Source organism: Cognatishimia sp. (assembly GCF_964229375.1).
Classification (GTDB): Bacteria; Pseudomonadota; Alphaproteobacteria; order Rhodobacterales; family Rhodobacteraceae; genus Cognatishimia.
Genome location: NZ_CAXREH010000085.1, coordinates 1 through 18,719, shown reverse-complemented (window position 1 = coordinate 18,719; position 18,719 = coordinate 1). Strand labels below are relative to the sequence as shown.

The window sequence follows — 18,719 nt, the reverse complement described above, 5'->3', positions numbered from 1 at the left end:
CTGATCGAATTCCCCCGCGTGGCGAGCAAACTGGCGATGATGGCGGTTGAAATCATGATCGCGCGCCAGCTGACTTATTTCTCGGCCTGGGAAAAAGATAACGACCGTCGCTGCGACCTTGAGGCTGGGATGGCAAAACTGCTTGGTGCACGCGTGGCGTGGGCCGCGGCAGACAACGGGCTTCAGATCCACGGTGGCAACGGCTTTGCGCTGGAATACAGCATAAGCCGCATCCTGTGTGACGCACGTATCCTCAATATTTTCGAGGGTGCCGCCGAGATCCAGGCCCAAGTGATCGCGCGTCGTTTGCTTGGATAATAATCAGGGCGCTGACATCCAATTGCCGATGTGAGCGCCCTCTGACACCAAGTCTTGCTGCAGGTGCAAACTATGCGTACCACTAAAGCATGGCTAAGAATCGTCTCTCTCCGCAAGACTGGATCGCTGCCGCCGTCGCAGCCTTGACCAGCTCGGGCCCCAGCACCTTGCGGGCCGAGACGCTGGCGCGTGACCTGAACACCACCAAAGGCTCGTTCTATTGGCATTTCAAAGATGTGCCGACCTTTCACGAAGCCCTGCTTTTGGCGTGGGAAACCCATGCACAGTCCAAACTACAGGCGCTGCGCGAGGTTGATGCAAAGCCGGTCAGCAAACTGCGTTTGATTGCGGAACTCAGCGCCGAGGCTGGCACAGGGCTGAATACGCCCGGCACGGAAGCTGCCCTGCGGGCCTGGGCACAGGAACACGATCTGGCGCGGGAAACTGTGCAACGGATCGACGCCCAAAGGCTGGAGTTAATCCGAGAGCTTCTGGCCGAAATCGACCTGACCAACGCCGAACTGGCGCACCTGATCTATGCCGCCCAGCTGGGGTTGGACGCGTTGTCTGCACATCATGCGGATGTGTCCGGTCAGAGTCTTGTGACTTTGGTTGACCTCATTCTCGCGCTATATGAGGACGCATGAAGTATCTAGCTCCTGCATTTCTGATGGGTCTCGCCGCCTGTCAGGCCGACGAAACTCTGACCGCCTATGGCGCGGCAGACAAGACCTGGGTTTTGAGTGCCATCGACGGCACGCCCTATCCCGCACGTGCGACGCTTAGCTTTCCGACCGAAGGGTCGGTCAGCGGCATGGCGCCCTGCAACACGTTCGGCGCCTCCCAGACGGCGCCTTACCCATGGTTTTCACTGGTGGCCCTGCGCGCCACGCGTGCGGCCTGTGCGGATCTGGATCAGGAACAGATCTTTTTTGATGCGCTTTCCGATATGACATTGGCCGAGATTTCAGGCGACGTGTTTATTCTGTCCAACGACGCCGGACGCGAGATGCTCTTTACGGCGCAGCCCGACGGCTGAAGCGGTCAACAAACCGGGCACGGGCATCTGGTACCGGACGGGTGCCCAGCTCGCGGGCCAGCTTTTGCTCTAGGAAGGACCCGGTCACCGAAAGACCTGCGAGAACGTCCTGATCAGATCCTTCGCCCGCGCCAATCAGACTGGGCGGCAATGGCAGCAAACGATCCGCCCACTCACCAGCGCCAGCTTTGGACACCGCGCGGCCGGATTTCGGGGATATATAGACCAGATCATCTACCGCGCCGGTGACCGCGCAGCTTTCCAGATCAAGCCCATAGCCCAGATCCTCAAGCAGTGTCATTTCCCACCGCAGATAGGCCAGCGGCCACAGCTCGCTGTGTCCCAATAGATCCAAAAGGGGCTCCGTCCGCGCATAGAGCGCTGCATGAGGTTCTCGATCTGGCAGGGCGAATCCCAAAAGGGCCGTGACGGCATTCAATCCGGCCAAAGCCAACCGATCGCTTAGGGCATCTGTGCGGCTGCGCAGGGGTTCAACAGAGAAAGACCCGATGTGGTCTTCTAGGCGGGCACGCCAGTGCAGATCCACTTGTGAGCCCGGCTGCAGGATCGGTGTCATTTTCCGGCTGACGCCACCGCGCACCACCCCTGCGTGCCGCCCATGCGCAGGGGTAAACACCTCGAGGATCACCGAGGTTTCGCCATGCTTGCGCGTGGATAAGATAATGCCCTGATCTCGCCAGTCCATGGTGCTTTATGCGCAGAACAAACCTGTCAGCGCCAGTGGAAGCCGTTGATTTTGAGTATTTGGAACAAGGTGAAACTGGCGCGTCGCACATTGGCGCCGTCCGGTTGCGGCGCAAATGGGCTAGTCCGCAAGCCCCGGTTCATCGAGCAGATGGCGCCCTTGGCGATCTTCGACTTCGATCACCCAGAGGTCTGGATCAAAGCTGCGCTGCTTGGTGAGTGCGGCGTCCACCTCGGGCTCGGGGCCTTCGGCAAGCACCATCCAGGCGCGTTCGCCGCTCATCAGATCAAAGCTGCGTTGAAAGGCGCGGGCGTTGCCATCCAGCGTGTTCAGTTTGACCAGCACAGCACCGGCTGTGTCATCGCCATGTGTGACCACAAACGCCGGAATTTCATACAGGCGCAGGCGATTGAGATAGGCGCTGACCCAGAAATCTGCGGTCAGTCGCGTCATGTGTTGCCGTCTTTGAACTCGAGGCCCATTTCGGAATAGCGCTCGGCTTCTTCAAGCCAGTTCGGGCGCACTTTGACTTGCAGGAACAGATGGACCCGACGGCCCAGAAACTCTTCAAGTTCTTCGCGTGAGGCCTTTGAGACGGCTTTGATCGTCTCGCCTTTTTTGCCCAGGACGATGCCTTTGTGTCCGTCGCGGGCCACATAGATCATCTGATCCACCCGGGCAGATCCGTCTTTGCGTTCTTCCCAAGCTTCGGTTTCCACGGTCAATTGATAGGGCAATTCCTGATGCAGACGCAGGGTCAGTTTCTCGCGGGTCATTTCAGCCGCAATCATGCGCATGGGCAGATCCGCAATCTGGTCTTCGGGATAAAGCCACGGACCTTCCGGCAGCTCTTGGGCCAGCCAGTCTTTCAAATCGTCTGCCCCGTGGCCCTTTTCGGCGGAAATCATGAAAGTACGCTCAAAGGAAAAGCGTGCATTCAGATCCTCGGACAGCGCCAGAAGTTTTTCGGCTTTCACCATGTCGATTTTGTTGATGGCCAACGCCACACGACGCCCCTGCGCGATCTCTTCTAGGCCTTCGAGGATGCGCTCGACGCCGTCGGTCACGCCGCGGTGCGCTTCGATCAGCAGCACGACTATATCGGCATCCGCAGCCCCGCCCCAGGCGGCCGCGACCATTGCGCGGTCCAGTCGGCGGCGTGGGCGGAACAGACCCGGGGTATCAACGAAGACCAGCTGAGACTCGCCCTGCAGCGCAACCCCACGAATGCGCGCGCGCGTGGTTTGCACCTTATGGGTCACAATCGAGACCTTGGCCCCCACCATGCGGTTGGTCAGGGTCGATTTTCCGGCATTGGGTTCGCCAATCAGGGCGACAAATCCAGCGCGTGTGCTCATCATGCAGTCCTTGCGTGTTCAGAAGCCGTGCTTCTACAGGAGAATTCTTGCCAGGGCCAGACGGCGTTCACGACGAAGATGTCAGGCGGGCCAGCAAGGCTTTCGCAGCGGCCTGTTCCGCCAGACGTTTTGATCCTGCTGTCGCCTGATCGCTTTCACCGTTTTCCAACGTCGCCGAAATCGTAAAAACCGGCTCGTGGTCGGGACCACTGCGGGACACGGTTTCATATTTTGGTGGCTGCAATCCGCGCGCCTGTGCCCATTCCTGCAACGAGGTCTTGGCGTCGCGGGCGTCGGCGTCTACACGTGTGACCCGATCCCCCCAGAGGCGCAGGATCATAGATTTGGCCGCTTCAAACCCTGCGTCGACATAGACGGCGGCTATGACGGCCTCCATCGCATCGCCCAACAGGGCCTGTTTGCGGCGCCCGCCCGACAGCATCTCGGAGCGTCCAAGCTTAAGCCCCGCGCCCAGATCAATCTCGCGGGCGACCTCGGCGCAGGCTTCTTTGCGCACCAGCGCGTTGAAGCGCGGCGCAAGCTGTCCTTCGGTGGCAGAGGTGTCGGCGGCCAGAAGGGCTTCGGACATCACCAGTCCAAGCACGCGATCGCCCAGAAATTCAAGGCGCTGGTTGTCGGCGCGTGTCGGTGAGGACATCGAGCTGTGGGTCATCGCCCGCACCAAAAGCGCAGGGTCACCGAAGCGGTGACCCAAACGTTTTTCCAGATCTTTGAGTTCGGCAGATAGTTTCACTCGATCGCCTTGAAGAAACGGTCTCCGCGCCATGTCCAGAAGGCAAACAGGCTGCGGCCTGCTGACGAGAAGACGATGCGATCTGCGCGTCCGATCAGGTTTTCGAACGGCACGAAGCCAACGCCGCCAAGTTGCTGAGGAACGCGGCTGTCGGTAGAGTTGTCACGGTTATCGCCCATGAAGAAATAATGCCCTTCGGGAACCGTATAGATGCCTGTGTTGTCGGTGCCCGAATTGTCGATGTTCAGAACCGCATGCTCGACGCCGCCGGGCAGTGTTTCGATCAGGCGGGTTTTCTCGCAGACGCCACCTTGACCGACCGGCGCATTTTCACAACGCGGGAAACGACCTTGTGGGCCTTGTGCGTCATAGGTTTCCTCAAAGACGCCGCCCGCCTGAAGGCCAACCGACGCATCATTGATAAACAGGACACCGTTTTTCATTTGAACTGTGTCGCCGGGCATCCCGACCAGACGCTTGATATAGTCTGTGCCGTTCACAGGATGACGGAAGACAACGGAATCCCCGCGTTCTGGTTCGGACCCGAACAGACGTTTGTTGTCGCCGTCAAAGATTCCACAGATGTCACGCGCATCGATGTCGATGCCAAAGCGTGGAATGCGCACGGACGGACAGGACGCATAGGAATAGCCATAGCTCATCTTGTTGACGAACAGGAAATCACCGATCAACAGCGTGTCTTTCATAGACCCTGACGGGATCCAGAACGGCTGAAAGAACAGGGAGCGGAAGATCCCTGCGATCAACAGCGCGTAAACCACCGTTTTAATGGTTTCGATAATGCCGTTAGGCTTTTTTTCTGCCTCAATCGCCATAAGGGACCTCTTGGGAATTTCGTCGGGATTTACATGCGGTTCCCTGCGCAGACTGTCAACCCGGCGTCGCGGTATCGTGCGCGATCGGCAAGGCTTCGATCACGACAAACGCCTGCGCCCAGGGGTGATCGTCGGTCAATGTCACGTGAATCGTGGCTTCGTGGCCGGGAGGTGTCATCTTGTCCAAGCGCTCTTTCGCCCAGCCTGTGACCTGCATCACCGGCTGGCCGGTGCGCAGGTTGCTGACATGCATGTCTTTCCAGGAAATGCCCATCGCAAGGCCCGTCCCCAACGCTTTGGAACAGGCTTCTTTGGCGGCCCATCGTTTGGCATAGGTGCCGGCCACGTCTTTACGACGCTCTGCCTTGCGTTGTTCAGTCTCGGTAAAAACCCGGTTCTTAAAGCGGTCGCCAAAGCGATCCAGCGTGCCCTGAATGCGCTCGATATTGGCGAGGTCTGTCCCGATACCTAGGATCATCGCGCGTTTCCTTCAGAGTCGTGCTGCCGTCAGATCGCACCCGAATATACTAATCCAGCCAAGCGTCAATCTGGCCCGTTGCCTGGTTTAAGGTGAACAGCAGATTGCTTTCCAGAAAGTCGCCCGTGCTGCCATCAAAGCTGGCAACCGGAAGGGTAAAGATCAGGCCGACAGAGGGATCGTAAGCGGCATCCAATGCATCAAAGGTCACGCCCGAGAAGCCCATACCACCGCCCAGACCCAGTGTGCGGCACTGACGCGCGCCGATTTCGTCATAGGGTGGTGACAGGATCAGAATGTGAAACGCAGCGGCGGCAGGTTCCACCGTGTCCAACAACGCCAAGCGGACATCGCCGTTTGCATAGGTGCGGGAATATTCACTCCAGGGTTCGACAATGGCGTCCGCGCGCGCTTGCCAGTCACAGGGCACGGCCTCTTGTGCCTGCGCCCCGATCGCTGCGACTGTCAGTGCCGCTGCACTCATCAATGTCTTCATCGTTACCTCCAACTCTCACGGACACCGCGAGATTATTGCTGAACCACCATTTAAGCTCAGTATAGACACGAACGGTGCCCGCGTTGGAAGTTTATTGGCGATATGAGCTGTTTAGGCGTCGACTTTGCGCGCCGCATCCATCAGACGGCGCATTTCTGCGATAGAGGCTTCAAGGCCGACGAACATAGCTTCTCCCATCAGGAAGTGGCCGATGTTCAGCTCCATCACTTCGGGCAGCGCCGCAATGGGCGAGACGGTGTCATAGGTCAGACCATGACCTGCGTGAACCTCTAGCCCCAGCGAATGCGCATAACGCGCCGCTTCTGTCAGGCGCTTAAGCTCTTCGTCGCGGTCCTGAAAACGGCCCTCATAGTGAAGATCGCAATACGCCCCCGTATGCAGCTCTACGACAGCAGCGCCAATGCGTTTGGAGGCCTCGACCTGTTTTGCATTCGCATCGATGAACATAGACACGCGGCTGCCGATGTCGACCAAAGGCGCCACGAATTTCGCAAGACGATTGTCGTCACCCGCCACATCCAAACCGCCCTCGGTGGTTTTTTCCTCGCGCTTTTCGGGCACGATGCACACCGCATGGGGTTTGTGGCGCAGCGCGATGCTTTGCATCTCTTCGGTGGCCGCCATTTCGAAATTGAGCGGCACGACCAGTTCCGCCATCAAGCGGTCGATATCCTCGTCCATGATGTGGCGACGGTCTTCACGCAAATGCGCCGTGATCCCATCAGCCCCGGCGGCCTCGGCCAGTTTGGCGGCACGCACGGGATCAGGATAGGCTGAACCGCGTGCGTTGCGGACCGTTGCAACGTGATCGATATTCACTCCAAGACGCATCTGAGACTCCTGAATTCAGTGGCTGGTCGTAAAAATAGGGCGGAATCTGGACAGGTAACAGTGATTCTCTTAGGTCCAGTTAGGACTCGGGCTTGTCCACAGCCTCTGCTTGGCAGCTTGCCTTCACCGCGCGTTCTTTCAACGCGTCGAATTTCTTCTGGATCTGTTTGGCCCGACGCTTTTGATAGGCGCGGATCACCGGCACGGACAGATAATAGGCAATCGTCGCCGCCACGATCCCGGGCAGAATGCCCCCGATCATGTAGGGATAGAAAACCTCGTTCCAGAACACGTGCAGCCCCATCCAGTCCATTTTGGCATCGGAAAAGATCGCCCAGAAATTATGCATAAGATCGCCACCGGCATCGGTGAATTTCTGAATCAAAGACCGCTCAGACCCCGGTTCGAATTCTGTACCCAGCAGAAAATGGCCCGTTTGCAGCGACACCACGCCAATCGGGATATAGGTCAGCGGGTTGCCAAAAAAGGTCGACAACAGCGCCGCAAGCAGGTTGCCTTGCACCAGCCGCGACACGAGGGCCGCAAAGATGAAATGCAGTCCATAAAATGGTGTGAACGTCGAAAACACGCCGGCCCAGACGCCACGCGCAATGCGTTCCGGTGATCCGGGCAATCTGCGCAACCGATGCCGGATATAGTAAAACGCCCGTGTCCATCCGCCGCGAGGCCAGAGGAAATCCAGCACAGCCTGCAGGATCGATCGTCTGTCACGGCGTTTGAAGACCAAGTCTCTTTCCTATTCCTTAGGCGCAGCCGCAAAAGCCGAGCGGGTTGGGTCGCGTAGTCGTTCAATCGCCGCAATGTCTGATTCTGCCTGCAAGGTCATCAGCAGCGTGTGAAGATGCTCGGCATCGCTCAGCTCGACATGCACCTCTAGGGCAAAGAAATCAGGCTTGCGATCCGTGAATTCCAGGTCCGAGATATTCACACCCTGCTCACCAATCAATGTGCAAATTCGTCCCAGCGCCCCAGCATCGTTTGACAGTGTCATTTTAAGCGTCGCGCTATAGATCGGCTGGTGGTTCCCGACTTCCCAATGCAGGTCCAGCCAGCGCTCTGCCTGATCCTCAAAGGCCACAAGGTTTTCACAGTCAATCGCGTGGACCACAACGCCCTTGCCGCGATAGGTAATGCCGACGATCCGCTCGCCCGGAAGCGGTTGACAACAGGGCGCACGATCAAATCTCTGATCGTCGGACAGACCGATGACCGCATGCGATGCTGGAACCATCTCGCCATTGTTTGGCGTCAGTTCGGGATAAACCGCTTGCACCACTTCGGATGCGTTCAACTGCGCACTGCCAAGATGCGCGAGCATCACGTCGCGGCTGGATTGAAACAGCTGTTTCGCCGCCATATCCAGCACCTTTTCGGTGGCCTTTTTGCCGACCCGTTCAAAGGCCGACCGCGCCAGCTCGAACCCCAGTTTGATATAGCGTTCCTGATCCAGATCCCGCAGCGCACGACGGATCGCGGATTTCGCTTTGCCGGTGGTCGCGATCTCAAGCCATGTTGGTTGCGGCGTCTGGCCTTCGGCCGTGATGATCTCGATGGATTGGCCGTTCTTGACGCGCGTCCACAGGGGCACCCGCATGTGATCGATCTTTGCACCGACAATGGCGTTGCCGATCCGTGTGTGGATTGCATAGGCAAAGTCGATTGGGGTCGCGCCGCGTGGCAGCTTGACCACGTCCCCTTTGGGGGTAAAGCAGAAGACCTGATCCGAATACATTTCCAGCTTTACGGCTTCCATGAATTCGTCGTGATCTTCTTCGATGTTGAACTGTTCCGTGAGCGAGCGGATCCAGCGAGCCGGATCAACGGCGAAAGGGTTTTCCCCGCGCACACCATCGCGATAGGACCAATGCGCAGCCACGCCGGTCTCGGCAACATCGTGCATTTTCTTGGTGCGGATCTGCACCTCGACGCGGCGTGCGTTGCGACCAGAGACCGTTGTGTGGATCGACCGGTAACCATTGGATTTTGGCTGACTGATATAGTCTTTGAACCGCCCCGGCACCGCCGCCCACCGCTGGTGGATCGCCCCCAGCGCGCGATAGCAGTCCTCTTCCGTGCGGGTGATAATCCGAAAGCCATAGATGTCGGACAAACGCGAGAAGCTTTGTTCTTTTTCCTGCATCTTGCGCCAGATCGAATAGGGCTTTTTGGCACGCCCGAACACGTCAGCGTCGATCCCGGCTTTTTCAAACTCACCGATCATGTCGCCGGTGATGCGTTGAATCACGTCCCCGGTTTCTTTCTGCAGCATGATAAAGCGGCGAATGATGCTGGCGCGCCCATCCGGGTTGAGCACTTTAAAGGACAGGTCCTCCAGCTCTTCGCGCATCCATTGCATCCCCATGCGCCCAGCCAGCGGCGCATAGATATCCATGGTTTCACGCGCTTTCTGCTGCTGCTTATGCGGCTTCATCGCGCGGATCGTGCGCATATTGTGCAATCGGTCGGCCAGTTTGACCAGAATAACCCGCAAGTCTTTGGACATGGCCATGAACAGCTTGCGGAAATTCTCGGCCTGTTTGGTTTCCGTGGAACTCAGCTGAAGGTTGGTCAGCTTGGTGACACCGTCCACCAGCATAGCCACTTCGTCCCCGAACTTATCGGACACAAGTTGATAGGACGCCTTGGTGTCTTCGATCGTGTCATGCAGCAGCGCCGTGATGATCGTGGCATCATCAAGCTGCTGTTCGGTCAAAATCGCCGCGACTTCGATGGGGTGCGAGAAATAGGGCTCGCCGGAATGACGGAACTGCCCTTCGTGCATCGCAAGGCCAAAATCATAGGCCTCGCGGATAAGCTGTTCATTGGTTTTGGGGTTATAGGCGCGGACCAGTTCGACCAGATCATCAGCCGGAATCATGTTGCGCCTTCACTTCCCCTGGGCGATCAGCCCTGGCCTTGTGCTTCCATCAGCGCCCGCAGCAGTTTTTCCTCAGAGAGGTCGTCTTCTGCTGGCTTATCGGCTGGCTCGGATCCCATGAGCAAGGCCATGGAGTCTTCTTCAGGCTCATCAACTTCGATCTGGTGCTGGTTGCTTTCGATCAGACGCTCGCGCAGTTCGTCGGCTGTCTGGGTCTCTTCGGCAATCTCGCGCAGGGACACAACAGGGTTCTTGTCGTTGTCACGGTCCACGGTGATTTCGGCACCGGCAGATACTTCGCGTGCACGATGTGCAGCGAGCATCACAAGCTCGAAACGGTTTGGAACCTTGTCAACGCAGTCTTCAACTGTCACGCGGGCCATGCGGGCACTCCATTCGTCAATGGGATTAGAAGCCGTGTATCTAGGGCTATTTTATGAAGGATACAAGGCGTTAGTCACAAGGCAACAACCTCTTTTCGGTCGGATTCTGGCAAGTTCTCTAACATTTGACGCATCGAGCGCCCCAAAACGGGGTGAACCCAGTCCGGCGCGACGTCGCAGACCGGCACCAGAACGAATGCACGGTCCTGCAAACGCGGATGCGGGAGAATCAATTGATCCGGCCAAAGGGACATCTGATCCTCGAGTGACAGGCCGCGCCAATGGGCCTGTGTCTCTGCGTCAGGCAAGACCACATCGCTATGTGCGATCAGATCGATATCGACTGGCCGGCTGGCCCATCGTAACTCGCGCTGGCGGCCTAAATCAGCCTCGATATCGTGCACTCTGGCCAAAACATCCTGTGGTGAGTGATTCGACCGAACTAAGACGGCGGCGTTGACATAATCGGGCCCAGAACCCGCCGGAAAAGCCGGAGTCGCGTAAAAGTTGCTGACCTTGAGCACTTCAAATTCTCGCGATCCAAGCGCGCGAATGGCGTGTTGTAACGTCACTTTTGGCGACCCGAGGGCGGATTCCTGATTTCCACCTAGCGCCAAAATACTGGATTCGTTCATTATTTTTTCACCACCTGTCCATAATGATAGGGTAAGATACCCACGTATAGGCTGGTCTTCTATTGAAGCACTTGCGACCAAAGAAAATTTAATTAGCGTAGACCGCTAGCTGCGCATAGCGAAAACACACTCACACACTCACGGTTGTGCGCGGTTTTATCGAAAGGACATTTGATGTTTTACAAAGACGAACGGCTTGCGCTGTTCATCGATGGATCGAATCTTTATGCGGCCGCAAAGTCCCTGGGATTTGACATCGATTACAAGCTGCTTCGGCAAGAGTTTATGCGTCGGGGGAAACTTCTCAGAGCTTTTTACTATACTGCTCTGCTGGAGAACGACGAATACTCTCCGATCCGACCATTGGTTGACTGGTTGCACTACAACGGGTTCACCATGGTTACCAAACCAGCGAAAGAATATGTCGATAGCCAAGGTCGCCGTAAGGTGAAAGGGAACATGGATATCGAACTCGCGGTTAACGCAATGGAGCTTGCTCCGCATGTCGATCACATCGTCCTATTTTCGGGCGACGGCGATTTCCGCCCCTTGGTCGAATGCCTGCAACGCCAAGGCGTGCGTGTTTCTGTGGTGTCTACCATTCGCTCTAACCCACCGATGATCTCGGACGAACTGCGCCGTCAGGCCGATAATTTCATCGACCTCGAAGGTCTGCGCGATGTCGTTGGCCGTCCGCCTCGCGATCCAATGCCAGGTGAGGCAAGCGCAAGCGACTACGTCCCGGCGAAATAGCCGCGACATTGGGATCGAGCGATTTGCGCCGATCCCGCACCTTTCTGACACGAAGATCAGCAAGAGGCCCCTTTACGAAAGTGAAGGGAGCCTCTAGCTCTGTCTTGAACGTCACAAGAGGTCGCTATGTCCAAGCCCCCCCTCCAAATCTATCTCGCCGCACCGCGTGGATTCTGTGCAGGTGTGGATCGCGCCATCAAGATCGTCGAAATGGCGCTGCAGAAATGGGGCTCTCCGGTCTATGTGCGCCACGAAATCGTGCATAATAAGTTCGTCGTAGACGGGCTGCGGGACAAAGGCGCCGTCTTCGTCGAAGAGCTATCAGATTGCCCCGATGACCGGCCGGTTATCTTTTCGGCCCACGGTGTTGCCAAGGTCGTCCCAGCCGAGGCTGAGCGCCGTGAAATGATCTATGTCGACGCCACCTGCCCGCTGGTCAGCAAAGTCCATATCGAGGCGGAACGCCACTCGGATGCGGGCCTTCAGATCATTATGATTGGCCACGCAGGTCACCCGGAAACCATTGGAACCATGGGACAATTGCCCGATGGCGAAGTTCTGCTAGTTGAAACCGTGGACGATGTTCAAACACTTGAGGTGCGCGATGCCTCAAAGCTCGCGTTTGTAACCCAGACCACCCTTTCGGTGGACGACACAATCGACATCGTGGCGGCGTTGCAGGCACGGTTCCCCACCATCGTTGGCCCTCACAAAGAGGACATTTGCTACGCCACTACCAACCGTCAGATGGCGGTCAAGGCCATGGCCTCTAAGTGCGATGCAATGTTGGTTGTGGGGGCGCCCAATTCGTCAAATTCCAAACGACTGGTCGAGGTTGGCACCAAAGCGGGCTGTTCTTATTCGCAACTCGTGCAACGCGCCAAAGACATCGACTGGCGCGCGCTTGACGGCATTTCGTCACTCGGCATCACAGCTGGCGCCTCGGCCCCGGAAGTGCTGGTGAACGAGGTGATTGATGCGTTTCGTGATAAATACGAGGTCTCTGTCGAAGTGGTGGAAACCGCCGTGGAACGCGTGAATTTCAAAGTACCACGGGTGCTCCGAGACATCGAAATCCCCACCTGACAGGAGAGCAGCATGGCCGACCCTGAAACCATCAAGACCTACAGCACGCAGGTCGAGAAATATCAAAAGGTCGCCATGACCGACGCAGAAAGTCGGGCGCTCGGCCAGTTTCTGGCACATCTGGAACAAGGCGCGCATATCCTGGATCTGGGATGTGGACCGGGGCATCACTCCGAGCAAATGTTGGCCGCTGGCTTTCAGGTTGCCGCAATTGATGCGACGCCAGAGTTTGTCGAAACCGCTCGCGCCCGCGGTGTGGATGCGCGGCTGGGACTGTTTGACGATTTGACCGAAGTCGCCGCCTATGACGCGATCTGGGCATCCTTCAGCCTGCTACATGCCCCCCGCGCGGACTTCCCCAGACATTTGGACGCGATCCACAAAGCCCTGCGCACCAAAGGCCATCTTTACCTTGGCCTGAAACTTGGCGAGGGCGAGAAACGGGACTCGATCGGGCGGTTTTATGCGTATTTTCAAGAGGATGAGCTGCGTGATCATCTGGCTGCGCGGGACTTTGCGATCAAGGACTGGACCGTCGGAGAGGGTGCCGGACTGTCGGGCGAGGTCCACCCTTTTGTCCTAATCACCGCGCAACGCACCACGTGACATCGCTTTTCGCTGGACGCGCCCTGCTCTGATTGGCTATCGCCCCCTTATGGCTAATCTCTTTGCATATACCGACGGCGCATGTTCTGGAAATCCCGGTCCCGGAGGCTGGGGCGTTCTGTTGCGTGCCATGAACGGCGACGAGATCCTGAAGGAACGCGAACTCTCTGGCGGAGCGCCTGAAACGACCAACAATCAGATGGAGCTGATGGCAGCGATCATGGCGCTGGAGACGCTGGAACGCGCAAGTCAGGTGACGGTCGTGACCGACAGCGCCTATGTGAAAAACGGTGTGACCGGCTGGATCCACGGCTGGAAACGCAATGGCTGGCGGACCTCAAACAAAAAGCCTGTGAAAAACGTCGAATTGTGGCAGCGCCTGGATACCGCGCAGGCCAGACATTCGGTCACGTGGGAATGGGTGAAGGGGCACGCAGGCCACCCCGAGAACGAAAAAGCCGACGAGCTGGCGCGGGCGGGCATGGCGCCCTTTAAGCCCGCAAAAGAGTCATGACCGCGCTGGTCTTTCTGGATTTTGCGTCGGTCTTTGTCTTTGCCCTGACCGGCGCGCTGGTGGCCAGCCGAGCGCAGCTTGATCCTGTTGGCTTTGCCTTTGTCGCCTGCCTGACGGCCGTAGGCGGCGGCACATTGCGCGACGTTTTGCTGGGGCGTGATCCCGTTTTCTGGGTTGGGCAGCCTGCGTATATTCTTGTGGCTGTCGCGGCGGCTCTGCTGGTCTTTTTCACAGCGCATCTGTTTGAAAGCCGCTACAGAGTTTTGCTGTGGCTGGATTCCATCGCCTTATCGGTCGCAGTGGCCGCTGGCACCGGAGTTGCTCTGGATCTGGACCACAGTCCCGTCGTGGTCGTTCTGATGGGGATCATGACAGGCACCATGGGCGGCCTGATGCGCGATGTTGTTTGCAACGAAGTGCCGTTGGTTTTGAAACAGGGTGAGATTTATGTCACCGCGGCCTTTGCCGGTGCGGTTAGTGCGGTGTCTGCAAGCGCGATTGGTCTTGAGGGGCTTGGCACCCTAGCCATTTGCGCAGCGGTGACGTGGTTTTTACGGGCAGGATCGCTGCGCTTTGGATGGCGGCTGCCGATCTATAAGGCACGTCCGCCAAAACAGTGAGCGCGGCGCGCCAATGGCGGCTGCGGCGTCGCCTGCTTTTATACCATTACAATTTAACGTTATTTCCGCCAGTGGGTCGGCACGATGATCAACGCTCCGACCGAGGCGATGATGGCGTTAATGCCCGGCGCGCCAAAGGAAATTCCGAACATCAAGCTGACAAAGTAAAACAAAAAGGCGCCGCCAATACAGATGATGATCGACGGCAGAATGCCATTGTGAGTGAAGCCGGTCTTTTCCGTCAGATAGCCAATGATCCCGGCGATCACGACGGTGCCAATTAAGGTTGGGAACATCCACGACCTCCTAGATCAGAGACATGCCTTGGGTCAAAGGCACGCCACGCAAGAACTCTTCGGCAGTCTGCGCGGATTTGCCAGCGCGTTGCAAGCGCGTAAGCTGTACCGCGCCTGTGCCACAGGCCACTGTCAGGGCATCATCTAACAGCTGCCCCGGCGTGCCGGTTTGATCCACGTATCGCGAGGCCAGCAGTTTGATGCGCTGGCCGTCGATTTCGATGAAGGCACCGGGGAAAGGCGACAGACCACGGATCTTGCGGTCGATGTCAGCGGCAGGTTCGCGCCAATCTATGCGGGCCTCTGCCTTGTCGATCTTGTGCGCATAGGTGACGCCTTCGTCCGGTTGCGGCTCAGCTGTCAGCTCTGGCAATCTGGCCAGCGCGTCCACAATGGCCTCTGCCCCGATGTCACTCAGGCGATCATGCAGCACAGCCGTGGTTTCTTCGGCCTCGATCGGGGTCGCGACCCGCAACAGAACGGGGCCTGTGTCCAGCCCGGCTTCCATCTGCATAATACAGACGCCGGTTTCCGCATCCCCCGCCATGATCGCCCGATGGATCGGAGCCGCCCCACGCCAGCGCGGCAACAGAGAGGCATGGATGTTCAAACACCCATGCGTTGGCGCATCCAGAATGGCCTGCGGCAACAAAAGCCCATAGGCAACCACAACCGCCGCATCCGCGTTCAGGGCCGCGAAATCAGCCTGCGACTCTGCGGTCTTAAGCGTCTCGGGGTGGCGTACCTCAAGCCCAAGCGCCTCGGCGCGGGCATGAACCGGAGTCGGGCGCAGCTTTTTGCCCCGCCCCGCCGGACGTGGCGGCTGGCAATAGACGGCGGCAATTTCATGGCCTGCCGCGACCAGCGCATCCAACACCGGAACCGAGAACTCCGGCGTGCCCATGAAAACCAGTCTCATTTCAGTTTTTGCGCCTTCTTGATCAGCATATCGCGTTTGGTGCGCGACAGATGGTCAAAGTACATCTTGCCGTTGATGTGGTCGATCTGGTGCTGCACCGAGGTCGCCCAAAGGCCAACAAAGTCCTTGCGCGTGATCATCCCGTCCTCGTTCATATACCGCACGGTCACGGCACGCGGGCGTTTGATCTTGGCTGAAACGCCGGGCAGATTTGGGCTGGCTTCTTCGTGGTCGCGGTCTTCGATCGAGCTGTGCAGGATAGACGGGTTCGCCATCTTGATCGCCTGCCCCCGCTCGCTGGACGCATCCACCACGATCAACTGACGCATGACGCCAATCTGGTTTGCGCCCATGCCAACGCCTGGCATGGCTTCCATGGTATCAATCAGATCCTGCCAGGTCTCACGGTCTGCGTCGGTCAGCTCTGTGACGGCTTCGGCCGCGGTGCGCAGACGTTTGTCGGGCCAAGGGATGCACTTGCGAACCGTCATGCGCGTGCCCTCTCACGTTTGAGCTTGGCCGATTTGCGGGTCATGGTCTGACGCTTCATCGGGCCGAGGTAGTCAATGAACAACTTGCCGTTCAGATGGTCGATTTCATGCTGAACACAGGTCGCCCACAGGCCGTCGAAATCCTTTTCCTGCGGCGTGCCGTTTTCATCGATCCATCCAACGCGCACTTCGGCAGGCCGTGTGACGTCTGCAAATTGATCCGGAATCGACAGGCAGCCTTCTTCATAGACATTCGTGTCGTCGGACGAAGACAGGATTTCGGGGTTGAACATGATCACCGGTTCAGGGTCGCCGTCCTTAATGCAATCCATCACGATCAGGCGCTGCAATACGCCGATCTGCGGCGCAGCCAGTCCGATGCCCGGCGCGTCATACATGGTTTCCAACATGTCCGAGGCCAGCACGCGCAGCTCATCAGACAGGTCGTCGACAGGCGCACAGGTCTTTTTCAGACGGGGATCAGGGTGGATCAGGATCGGCTTCAACATAAGGGCTGACATAGGCCAAGCTGTCTTGCACTGCAACGGCTCTTGCACGTCCGGCGCAATCCGCTAGCGTGCGTTGCAGCAATATCCGGGAGATCCACAATGAATTTCGACGAAGTCATCAATCGCTTTGGAACCCATTCCGTGAAGTGGGATATGATGGAGCCGATTTACGGCGTTCCAGCCGAGGATGGCATCGCCATGTGGGTCGCTGATATGGACTTCCGCCCGCCGCAATGCGTGCGCGATGCGATCACCAAGATGCAGGATCAGGGTGTTTTTGGCTATTACGGCGATGAGACCCCTTACAAAGAGGCTATTTGCTGGTGGATGCAGACCCGCCACGGCTGGACCGTGAACCCAGCCGAGATCTTTACCACCCATGGGCTGGTAAACGGCACCGCGATCTGTGTGGACGCCTTCACCAAACCTGGTGACGGGGTGGTTCTGATGACCCCGGTCTATCACGCCTTTGCACGGGTAATTTCGGCCGCAGGGCGCGAGGTTGTCGAATGCGAACTGACCAACGCATCGGGTCGGTACGAGATGGATTTTGACGCTTGGGATGCACAGATGAAAGGGCATGAAACCATGCTCATTCTCTGCTCGCCACACAACCCCGGTGGGCGTGTCTGGACCCGCGAAGAGCTTCAGGGCGTAGCGGATTTTGCCAAACGCCATGACCTGATCCTTGTCAGCGACGAAATCCACCACGATCTGGTTTATCCGGGCGTCACCCATACGCCGATGACGCTGGTGGATGACTCGATCATGGACCGTTTGGTGATGATGACGGCCACCACGAAAACCTTCAACATCGCGGGATCGCATTCCGGCAATGTCATCATTCCCGATCCCGCCCTGCGCAAACAATTCGCCGGACGCATGGCAGCCCTTGGGCTGAGCCCGAACAGCTTTGGCCTTTACATGGCAGAGGCCGCCTATTCTCCGGCAGGGGCCGAGTGGGTCGACGCACTGGTGTCTTATCTGGATGGCAACCGCCAGCTGCTGGACGCGGCCATTGCCGACATTCCTGGACTGTCCTCGATGCCGCTTGAGGCGACTTATCTCAGCTGGGTGGATTTCTCGGGCACTGGCATGAGCCGCGAAGACTTCACAAAGCGGGTCGAGAAAGACGCGCGGATTGCCGTGAACCACGGGCCGACCTTTGGAACCGGCGGCGAGTCGTTCTTGCGGTTCAACATCGCGACACCGCGCAGCGTTGTTCAGACCGCAATGGAGCGACTGGCCGAAGCCTTCAAAGATCTTCAGTAAGTTCTGATTTCAGGAAAGCTTAATCGCGCTGGTCGGTCACCAAGGCGACCGGCGCGTTTTCATCGCGATAGAAATCCAGCGGCGCTTGATCCTCGGCAACGGTGGCGCGTTTGAAGTCATAGCGCATCTCGCCATCTTCTTCCTGCGATGCGACGATCAAGCACTGATACAGGTGGCGCGACCCGTCATACAGGTCTACCAACCCACGCAGATGGGGGGCATTCGCGCTGTCCAGCGAGAAGCCATTGTCGTCAAATCGCAAGAGCGGGAACACATCATCCCCGGCACGGACCCGCATACGCGTTTTCCGCTTCATGTCTCGCTTACGTGCGGCGTCCAGACCAGCCTGAACTTCTTTCGGAAGAAAATTCATCGTAGTTTCATGCCCATACCCGCCCCTAACTTGAGTGCGTAATCGTTTGAAATCAAGTCACACGTAAGCGTTTCAGGCAACTGTGCATAAAAGCGCAACTCTTCTGCATCAGGTGCCCTTTGCGTCGCATCCGTCTGGCCCTAGGTTAGCGACAAAGCATAAAGGAGATCTCAATGGGCCTGCTGGTTGACGGAAAATGGGTGGACCAATGGTACGACACCAAGTCCAGTGGCGGCAAATTCGTGCGTTCGGCGGCACAATTTCGCAATTGGATCACCGCCGACGGCGCCGCAGGTGAAAGCGGCAAAGCTGGCTTCAAAGCCGAAAGTGGTCGCTATCATCTTTATGTATCGATGGCCTGCCCTTGGGCCCACCGTACTCTGATCTTTCGCGCGTTGAAGGGGCTTCAGCCTCACATCGACGTCTCTGCCGTGCACCCGGATATGTTTGGTCAGGGCTGGTCCTTTGAAAAGGACGGCGTGGCACAGGGCGATCCGCTGTATGGCTCTGAGTTCGCACATAATCT

Annotated in this window: 26 protein-coding genes and 1 pseudogene; 10 read left to right on the top strand and 17 right to left on the bottom strand. The window is 57.7% G+C overall.

Features of this window, described 5'->3' with window-relative positions:
* From ACEQWH_RS06865 to ACEQWH_RS06855, 3 genes are all read left to right on the top strand, one after another.
* The coding region (locus ACEQWH_RS06865; protein ID WP_370229134.1) for an acyl-CoA dehydrogenase family protein at positions 1 to 318 on the top strand (318 nt) is incomplete at its 5' end.
* An 89-nt stretch (positions 319 to 407) separates the two neighbouring features.
* The gene (locus ACEQWH_RS06860; protein WP_370229132.1) at positions 408 to 965 is read left to right on the top strand and encodes a TetR/AcrR family transcriptional regulator; all 558 of its coding nucleotides are present in this window, start codon (positions 408 to 410) and stop codon (positions 963 to 965) included.
* Complete coding sequence (locus tag ACEQWH_RS06855; RefSeq protein ID WP_370229130.1) at positions 962 to 1,357, top strand: META domain-containing protein; 396 nt, start codon at positions 962 to 964, stop codon at positions 1,355 to 1,357. The genes ACEQWH_RS06860 and ACEQWH_RS06855 overlap by 4 nt, the downstream gene beginning before the upstream one ends.
* Here ACEQWH_RS06855 and recO read toward each other — a convergent pair.
* The 12 genes from recO to folK all read right to left on the bottom strand — a co-directional run bounded on the left by recO (position 1,335) and on the right by folK (position 10,754).
* Complete coding sequence (gene recO / locus ACEQWH_RS06850) at positions 1,335 to 2,063, bottom strand: DNA repair protein RecO (protein ID WP_370229128.1); 729 nt, start codon at positions 2,061 to 2,063, stop codon at positions 1,335 to 1,337. The two genes, ACEQWH_RS06855 and recO, sit on opposite strands and share 23 nt — an antisense overlap.
* A gap of 120 nt (positions 2,064 to 2,183) precedes the next feature.
* A complete protein-coding gene (locus ACEQWH_RS06845) occupies positions 2,184 to 2,516 on the bottom strand; it encodes a DUF1491 family protein (RefSeq protein WP_370229126.1) in 333 nt (110 codons plus the stop codon).
* Complete coding sequence (era, locus tag ACEQWH_RS06840; RefSeq protein WP_370229124.1) at positions 2,513 to 3,421, bottom strand: GTPase Era; 909 nt, start codon at positions 3,419 to 3,421, stop codon at positions 2,513 to 2,515. The genes ACEQWH_RS06845 and era overlap by 4 nt, the downstream gene beginning before the upstream one ends.
* Positions 3,422 to 3,488: 67 nt before the next feature.
* A complete protein-coding gene (rnc, locus tag ACEQWH_RS06835) occupies positions 3,489 to 4,175 on the bottom strand; it encodes a ribonuclease III (RefSeq protein ID WP_370229122.1) in 687 nt (228 codons plus the stop codon).
* Positions 4,172 to 5,011 carry a signal peptidase I gene (gene lepB / locus ACEQWH_RS06830; protein WP_370229121.1) on the bottom strand — a complete coding sequence of 280 codons (840 nt, stop codon included), beginning with the start codon at positions 5,009 to 5,011 and terminating at the stop codon, positions 4,172 to 4,174. Before lepB ends, rnc begins: the two co-directional genes overlap by 4 nt.
* 55 nt (positions 5,012 to 5,066) lie before the next feature.
* Entirely contained in the window at positions 5,067 to 5,489 is a 423-nt protein-coding gene (acpS, locus tag ACEQWH_RS06825) for a holo-ACP synthase (RefSeq protein WP_370229119.1), read from the bottom strand.
* Positions 5,490 to 5,538: 49 nt separating this feature from the next.
* Positions 5,539 to 5,985 carry a hypothetical protein gene (locus tag ACEQWH_RS06820; protein ID WP_370229118.1) on the bottom strand — a complete coding sequence of 149 codons (447 nt, stop codon included), beginning with the start codon at positions 5,983 to 5,985 and terminating at the stop codon, positions 5,539 to 5,541.
* Positions 5,986 to 6,096: 111 nt separating this feature from the next.
* Complete coding sequence (locus ACEQWH_RS06815; RefSeq protein ID WP_370229116.1) at positions 6,097 to 6,837, bottom strand: pyridoxine 5'-phosphate synthase; 741 nt, start codon at positions 6,835 to 6,837, stop codon at positions 6,097 to 6,099.
* 79 nt (positions 6,838 to 6,916) lie between these two features.
* A complete protein-coding gene (locus ACEQWH_RS06810) occupies positions 6,917 to 7,585 on the bottom strand; it encodes a DUF2062 domain-containing protein (protein WP_370229114.1) in 669 nt (222 codons plus the stop codon).
* A 9-nt stretch (positions 7,586 to 7,594) separates the two neighbouring features.
* Positions 7,595 to 9,736 carry a bifunctional (p)ppGpp synthetase/guanosine-3',5'-bis(diphosphate) 3'-pyrophosphohydrolase gene (locus ACEQWH_RS06805; protein WP_370229112.1) on the bottom strand — a complete coding sequence of 714 codons (2,142 nt, stop codon included), beginning with the start codon at positions 9,734 to 9,736 and terminating at the stop codon, positions 7,595 to 7,597.
* Positions 9,737 to 9,762: 26 nt separating this feature from the next.
* Positions 9,763 to 10,119: a DNA-directed RNA polymerase subunit omega gene (rpoZ, locus tag ACEQWH_RS06800; protein ID WP_370229110.1), complete on the bottom strand. Its 357-nt coding sequence runs from the start codon at positions 10,117 to 10,119 to the stop codon at positions 9,763 to 9,765.
* Between the two features lie 74 nt (positions 10,120 to 10,193).
* Positions 10,194 to 10,754, bottom strand: a complete 561-nt coding sequence (gene folK / locus ACEQWH_RS06795; RefSeq protein ID WP_370229108.1) for a 2-amino-4-hydroxy-6-hydroxymethyldihydropteridine diphosphokinase — start codon at positions 10,752 to 10,754, stop codon at positions 10,194 to 10,196.
* 174 nt (positions 10,755 to 10,928) lie between these two features.
* On the opposite strand from folK, the gene ACEQWH_RS06790 reads away from it, so the two are divergent.
* The 5 genes from ACEQWH_RS06790 (at position 10,929) to ACEQWH_RS06770 (ending at position 14,333) form a co-directional block, all read left to right on the top strand.
* Positions 10,929 to 11,507: an NYN domain-containing protein gene (locus ACEQWH_RS06790; protein WP_370229106.1), complete on the top strand. Its 579-nt coding sequence runs from the start codon at positions 10,929 to 10,931 to the stop codon at positions 11,505 to 11,507.
* Between the two features lie 126 nt (positions 11,508 to 11,633).
* Positions 11,634 to 12,593, top strand: coding sequence for a 4-hydroxy-3-methylbut-2-enyl diphosphate reductase (ispH, locus tag ACEQWH_RS06785; RefSeq protein ID WP_370229104.1), 960 nt, complete (start codon positions 11,634 to 11,636; stop codon positions 12,591 to 12,593).
* 12 nt (positions 12,594 to 12,605) lie between these two features.
* Positions 12,606 to 13,199, top strand: coding sequence for a class I SAM-dependent methyltransferase (locus ACEQWH_RS06780; RefSeq protein ID WP_370229102.1), 594 nt, complete (start codon positions 12,606 to 12,608; stop codon positions 13,197 to 13,199).
* Between the two features lie 49 nt (positions 13,200 to 13,248).
* Positions 13,249 to 13,713, top strand: a complete 465-nt coding sequence (rnhA, locus tag ACEQWH_RS06775; RefSeq protein WP_370229100.1) for a ribonuclease HI — start codon at positions 13,249 to 13,251, stop codon at positions 13,711 to 13,713.
* Positions 13,710 to 14,333: a trimeric intracellular cation channel family protein gene (locus ACEQWH_RS06770; protein WP_370229099.1), complete on the top strand. Its 624-nt coding sequence runs from the start codon at positions 13,710 to 13,712 to the stop codon at positions 14,331 to 14,333. Before rnhA ends, ACEQWH_RS06770 begins: the two co-directional genes overlap by 4 nt.
* A gap of 59 nt (positions 14,334 to 14,392) precedes the next feature.
* Here ACEQWH_RS06770 and ACEQWH_RS06765 read toward each other — a convergent pair whose 3' ends face one another.
* The 4 genes from ACEQWH_RS06765 to def (ACEQWH_RS06750) are packed head-to-tail and all read right to left on the bottom strand — an operon-like array spanning position 14,393 to position 16,548.
* Complete coding sequence (locus ACEQWH_RS06765; protein WP_370229098.1) at positions 14,393 to 14,629, bottom strand: hypothetical protein; 237 nt, start codon at positions 14,627 to 14,629, stop codon at positions 14,393 to 14,395.
* Positions 14,630 to 14,639: 10 nt separating this feature from the next.
* Positions 14,640 to 15,548 (bottom strand): methionyl-tRNA formyltransferase, encoded by a 909-nt coding sequence (fmt, locus tag ACEQWH_RS06760; protein WP_370229096.1) that lies wholly within the window; start codon positions 15,546 to 15,548, stop codon positions 14,640 to 14,642.
* On the bottom strand, positions 15,545 to 16,039 hold the full coding sequence (gene def / locus ACEQWH_RS06755) for a peptide deformylase (RefSeq protein ID WP_370229095.1): 495 nt from the start codon (positions 16,037 to 16,039) through the stop codon (positions 15,545 to 15,547). Before def (ACEQWH_RS06755) ends, fmt begins: the two co-directional genes overlap by 4 nt.
* Positions 16,036 to 16,548 (bottom strand): peptide deformylase, encoded by a 513-nt coding sequence (def, locus tag ACEQWH_RS06750; protein WP_370229136.1) that lies wholly within the window; start codon positions 16,546 to 16,548, stop codon positions 16,036 to 16,038. Before def (ACEQWH_RS06750) ends, def (ACEQWH_RS06755) begins: the two co-directional genes overlap by 4 nt.
* 99 nt (positions 16,549 to 16,647) lie before the next feature.
* On the opposite strand from def (ACEQWH_RS06750), the gene ACEQWH_RS06745 reads away from it, so the two are divergent.
* Positions 16,648 to 17,820, top strand: a complete 1,173-nt coding sequence (locus ACEQWH_RS06745) for a MalY/PatB family protein (protein WP_370229093.1) — start codon at positions 16,648 to 16,650, stop codon at positions 17,818 to 17,820.
* 19 nt (positions 17,821 to 17,839) lie between these two features.
* Here ACEQWH_RS06745 and ACEQWH_RS06740 read toward each other — a convergent pair whose 3' ends face one another.
* The gene (locus ACEQWH_RS06740) at positions 17,840 to 18,193 is read right to left on the bottom strand and encodes a hypothetical protein (RefSeq protein ID WP_370229091.1); all 354 of its coding nucleotides are present in this window, start codon (positions 18,191 to 18,193) and stop codon (positions 17,840 to 17,842) included.
* A 173-nt stretch (positions 18,194 to 18,366) separates the two neighbouring features.
* On the opposite strand from ACEQWH_RS06740, the pseudogene ACEQWH_RS06735 reads away from it, so the two are divergent.
* Positions 18,367 to 18,719 (top strand): annotated as a pseudogene (locus ACEQWH_RS06735) (glutathione S-transferase family protein); the annotation flags it as partial.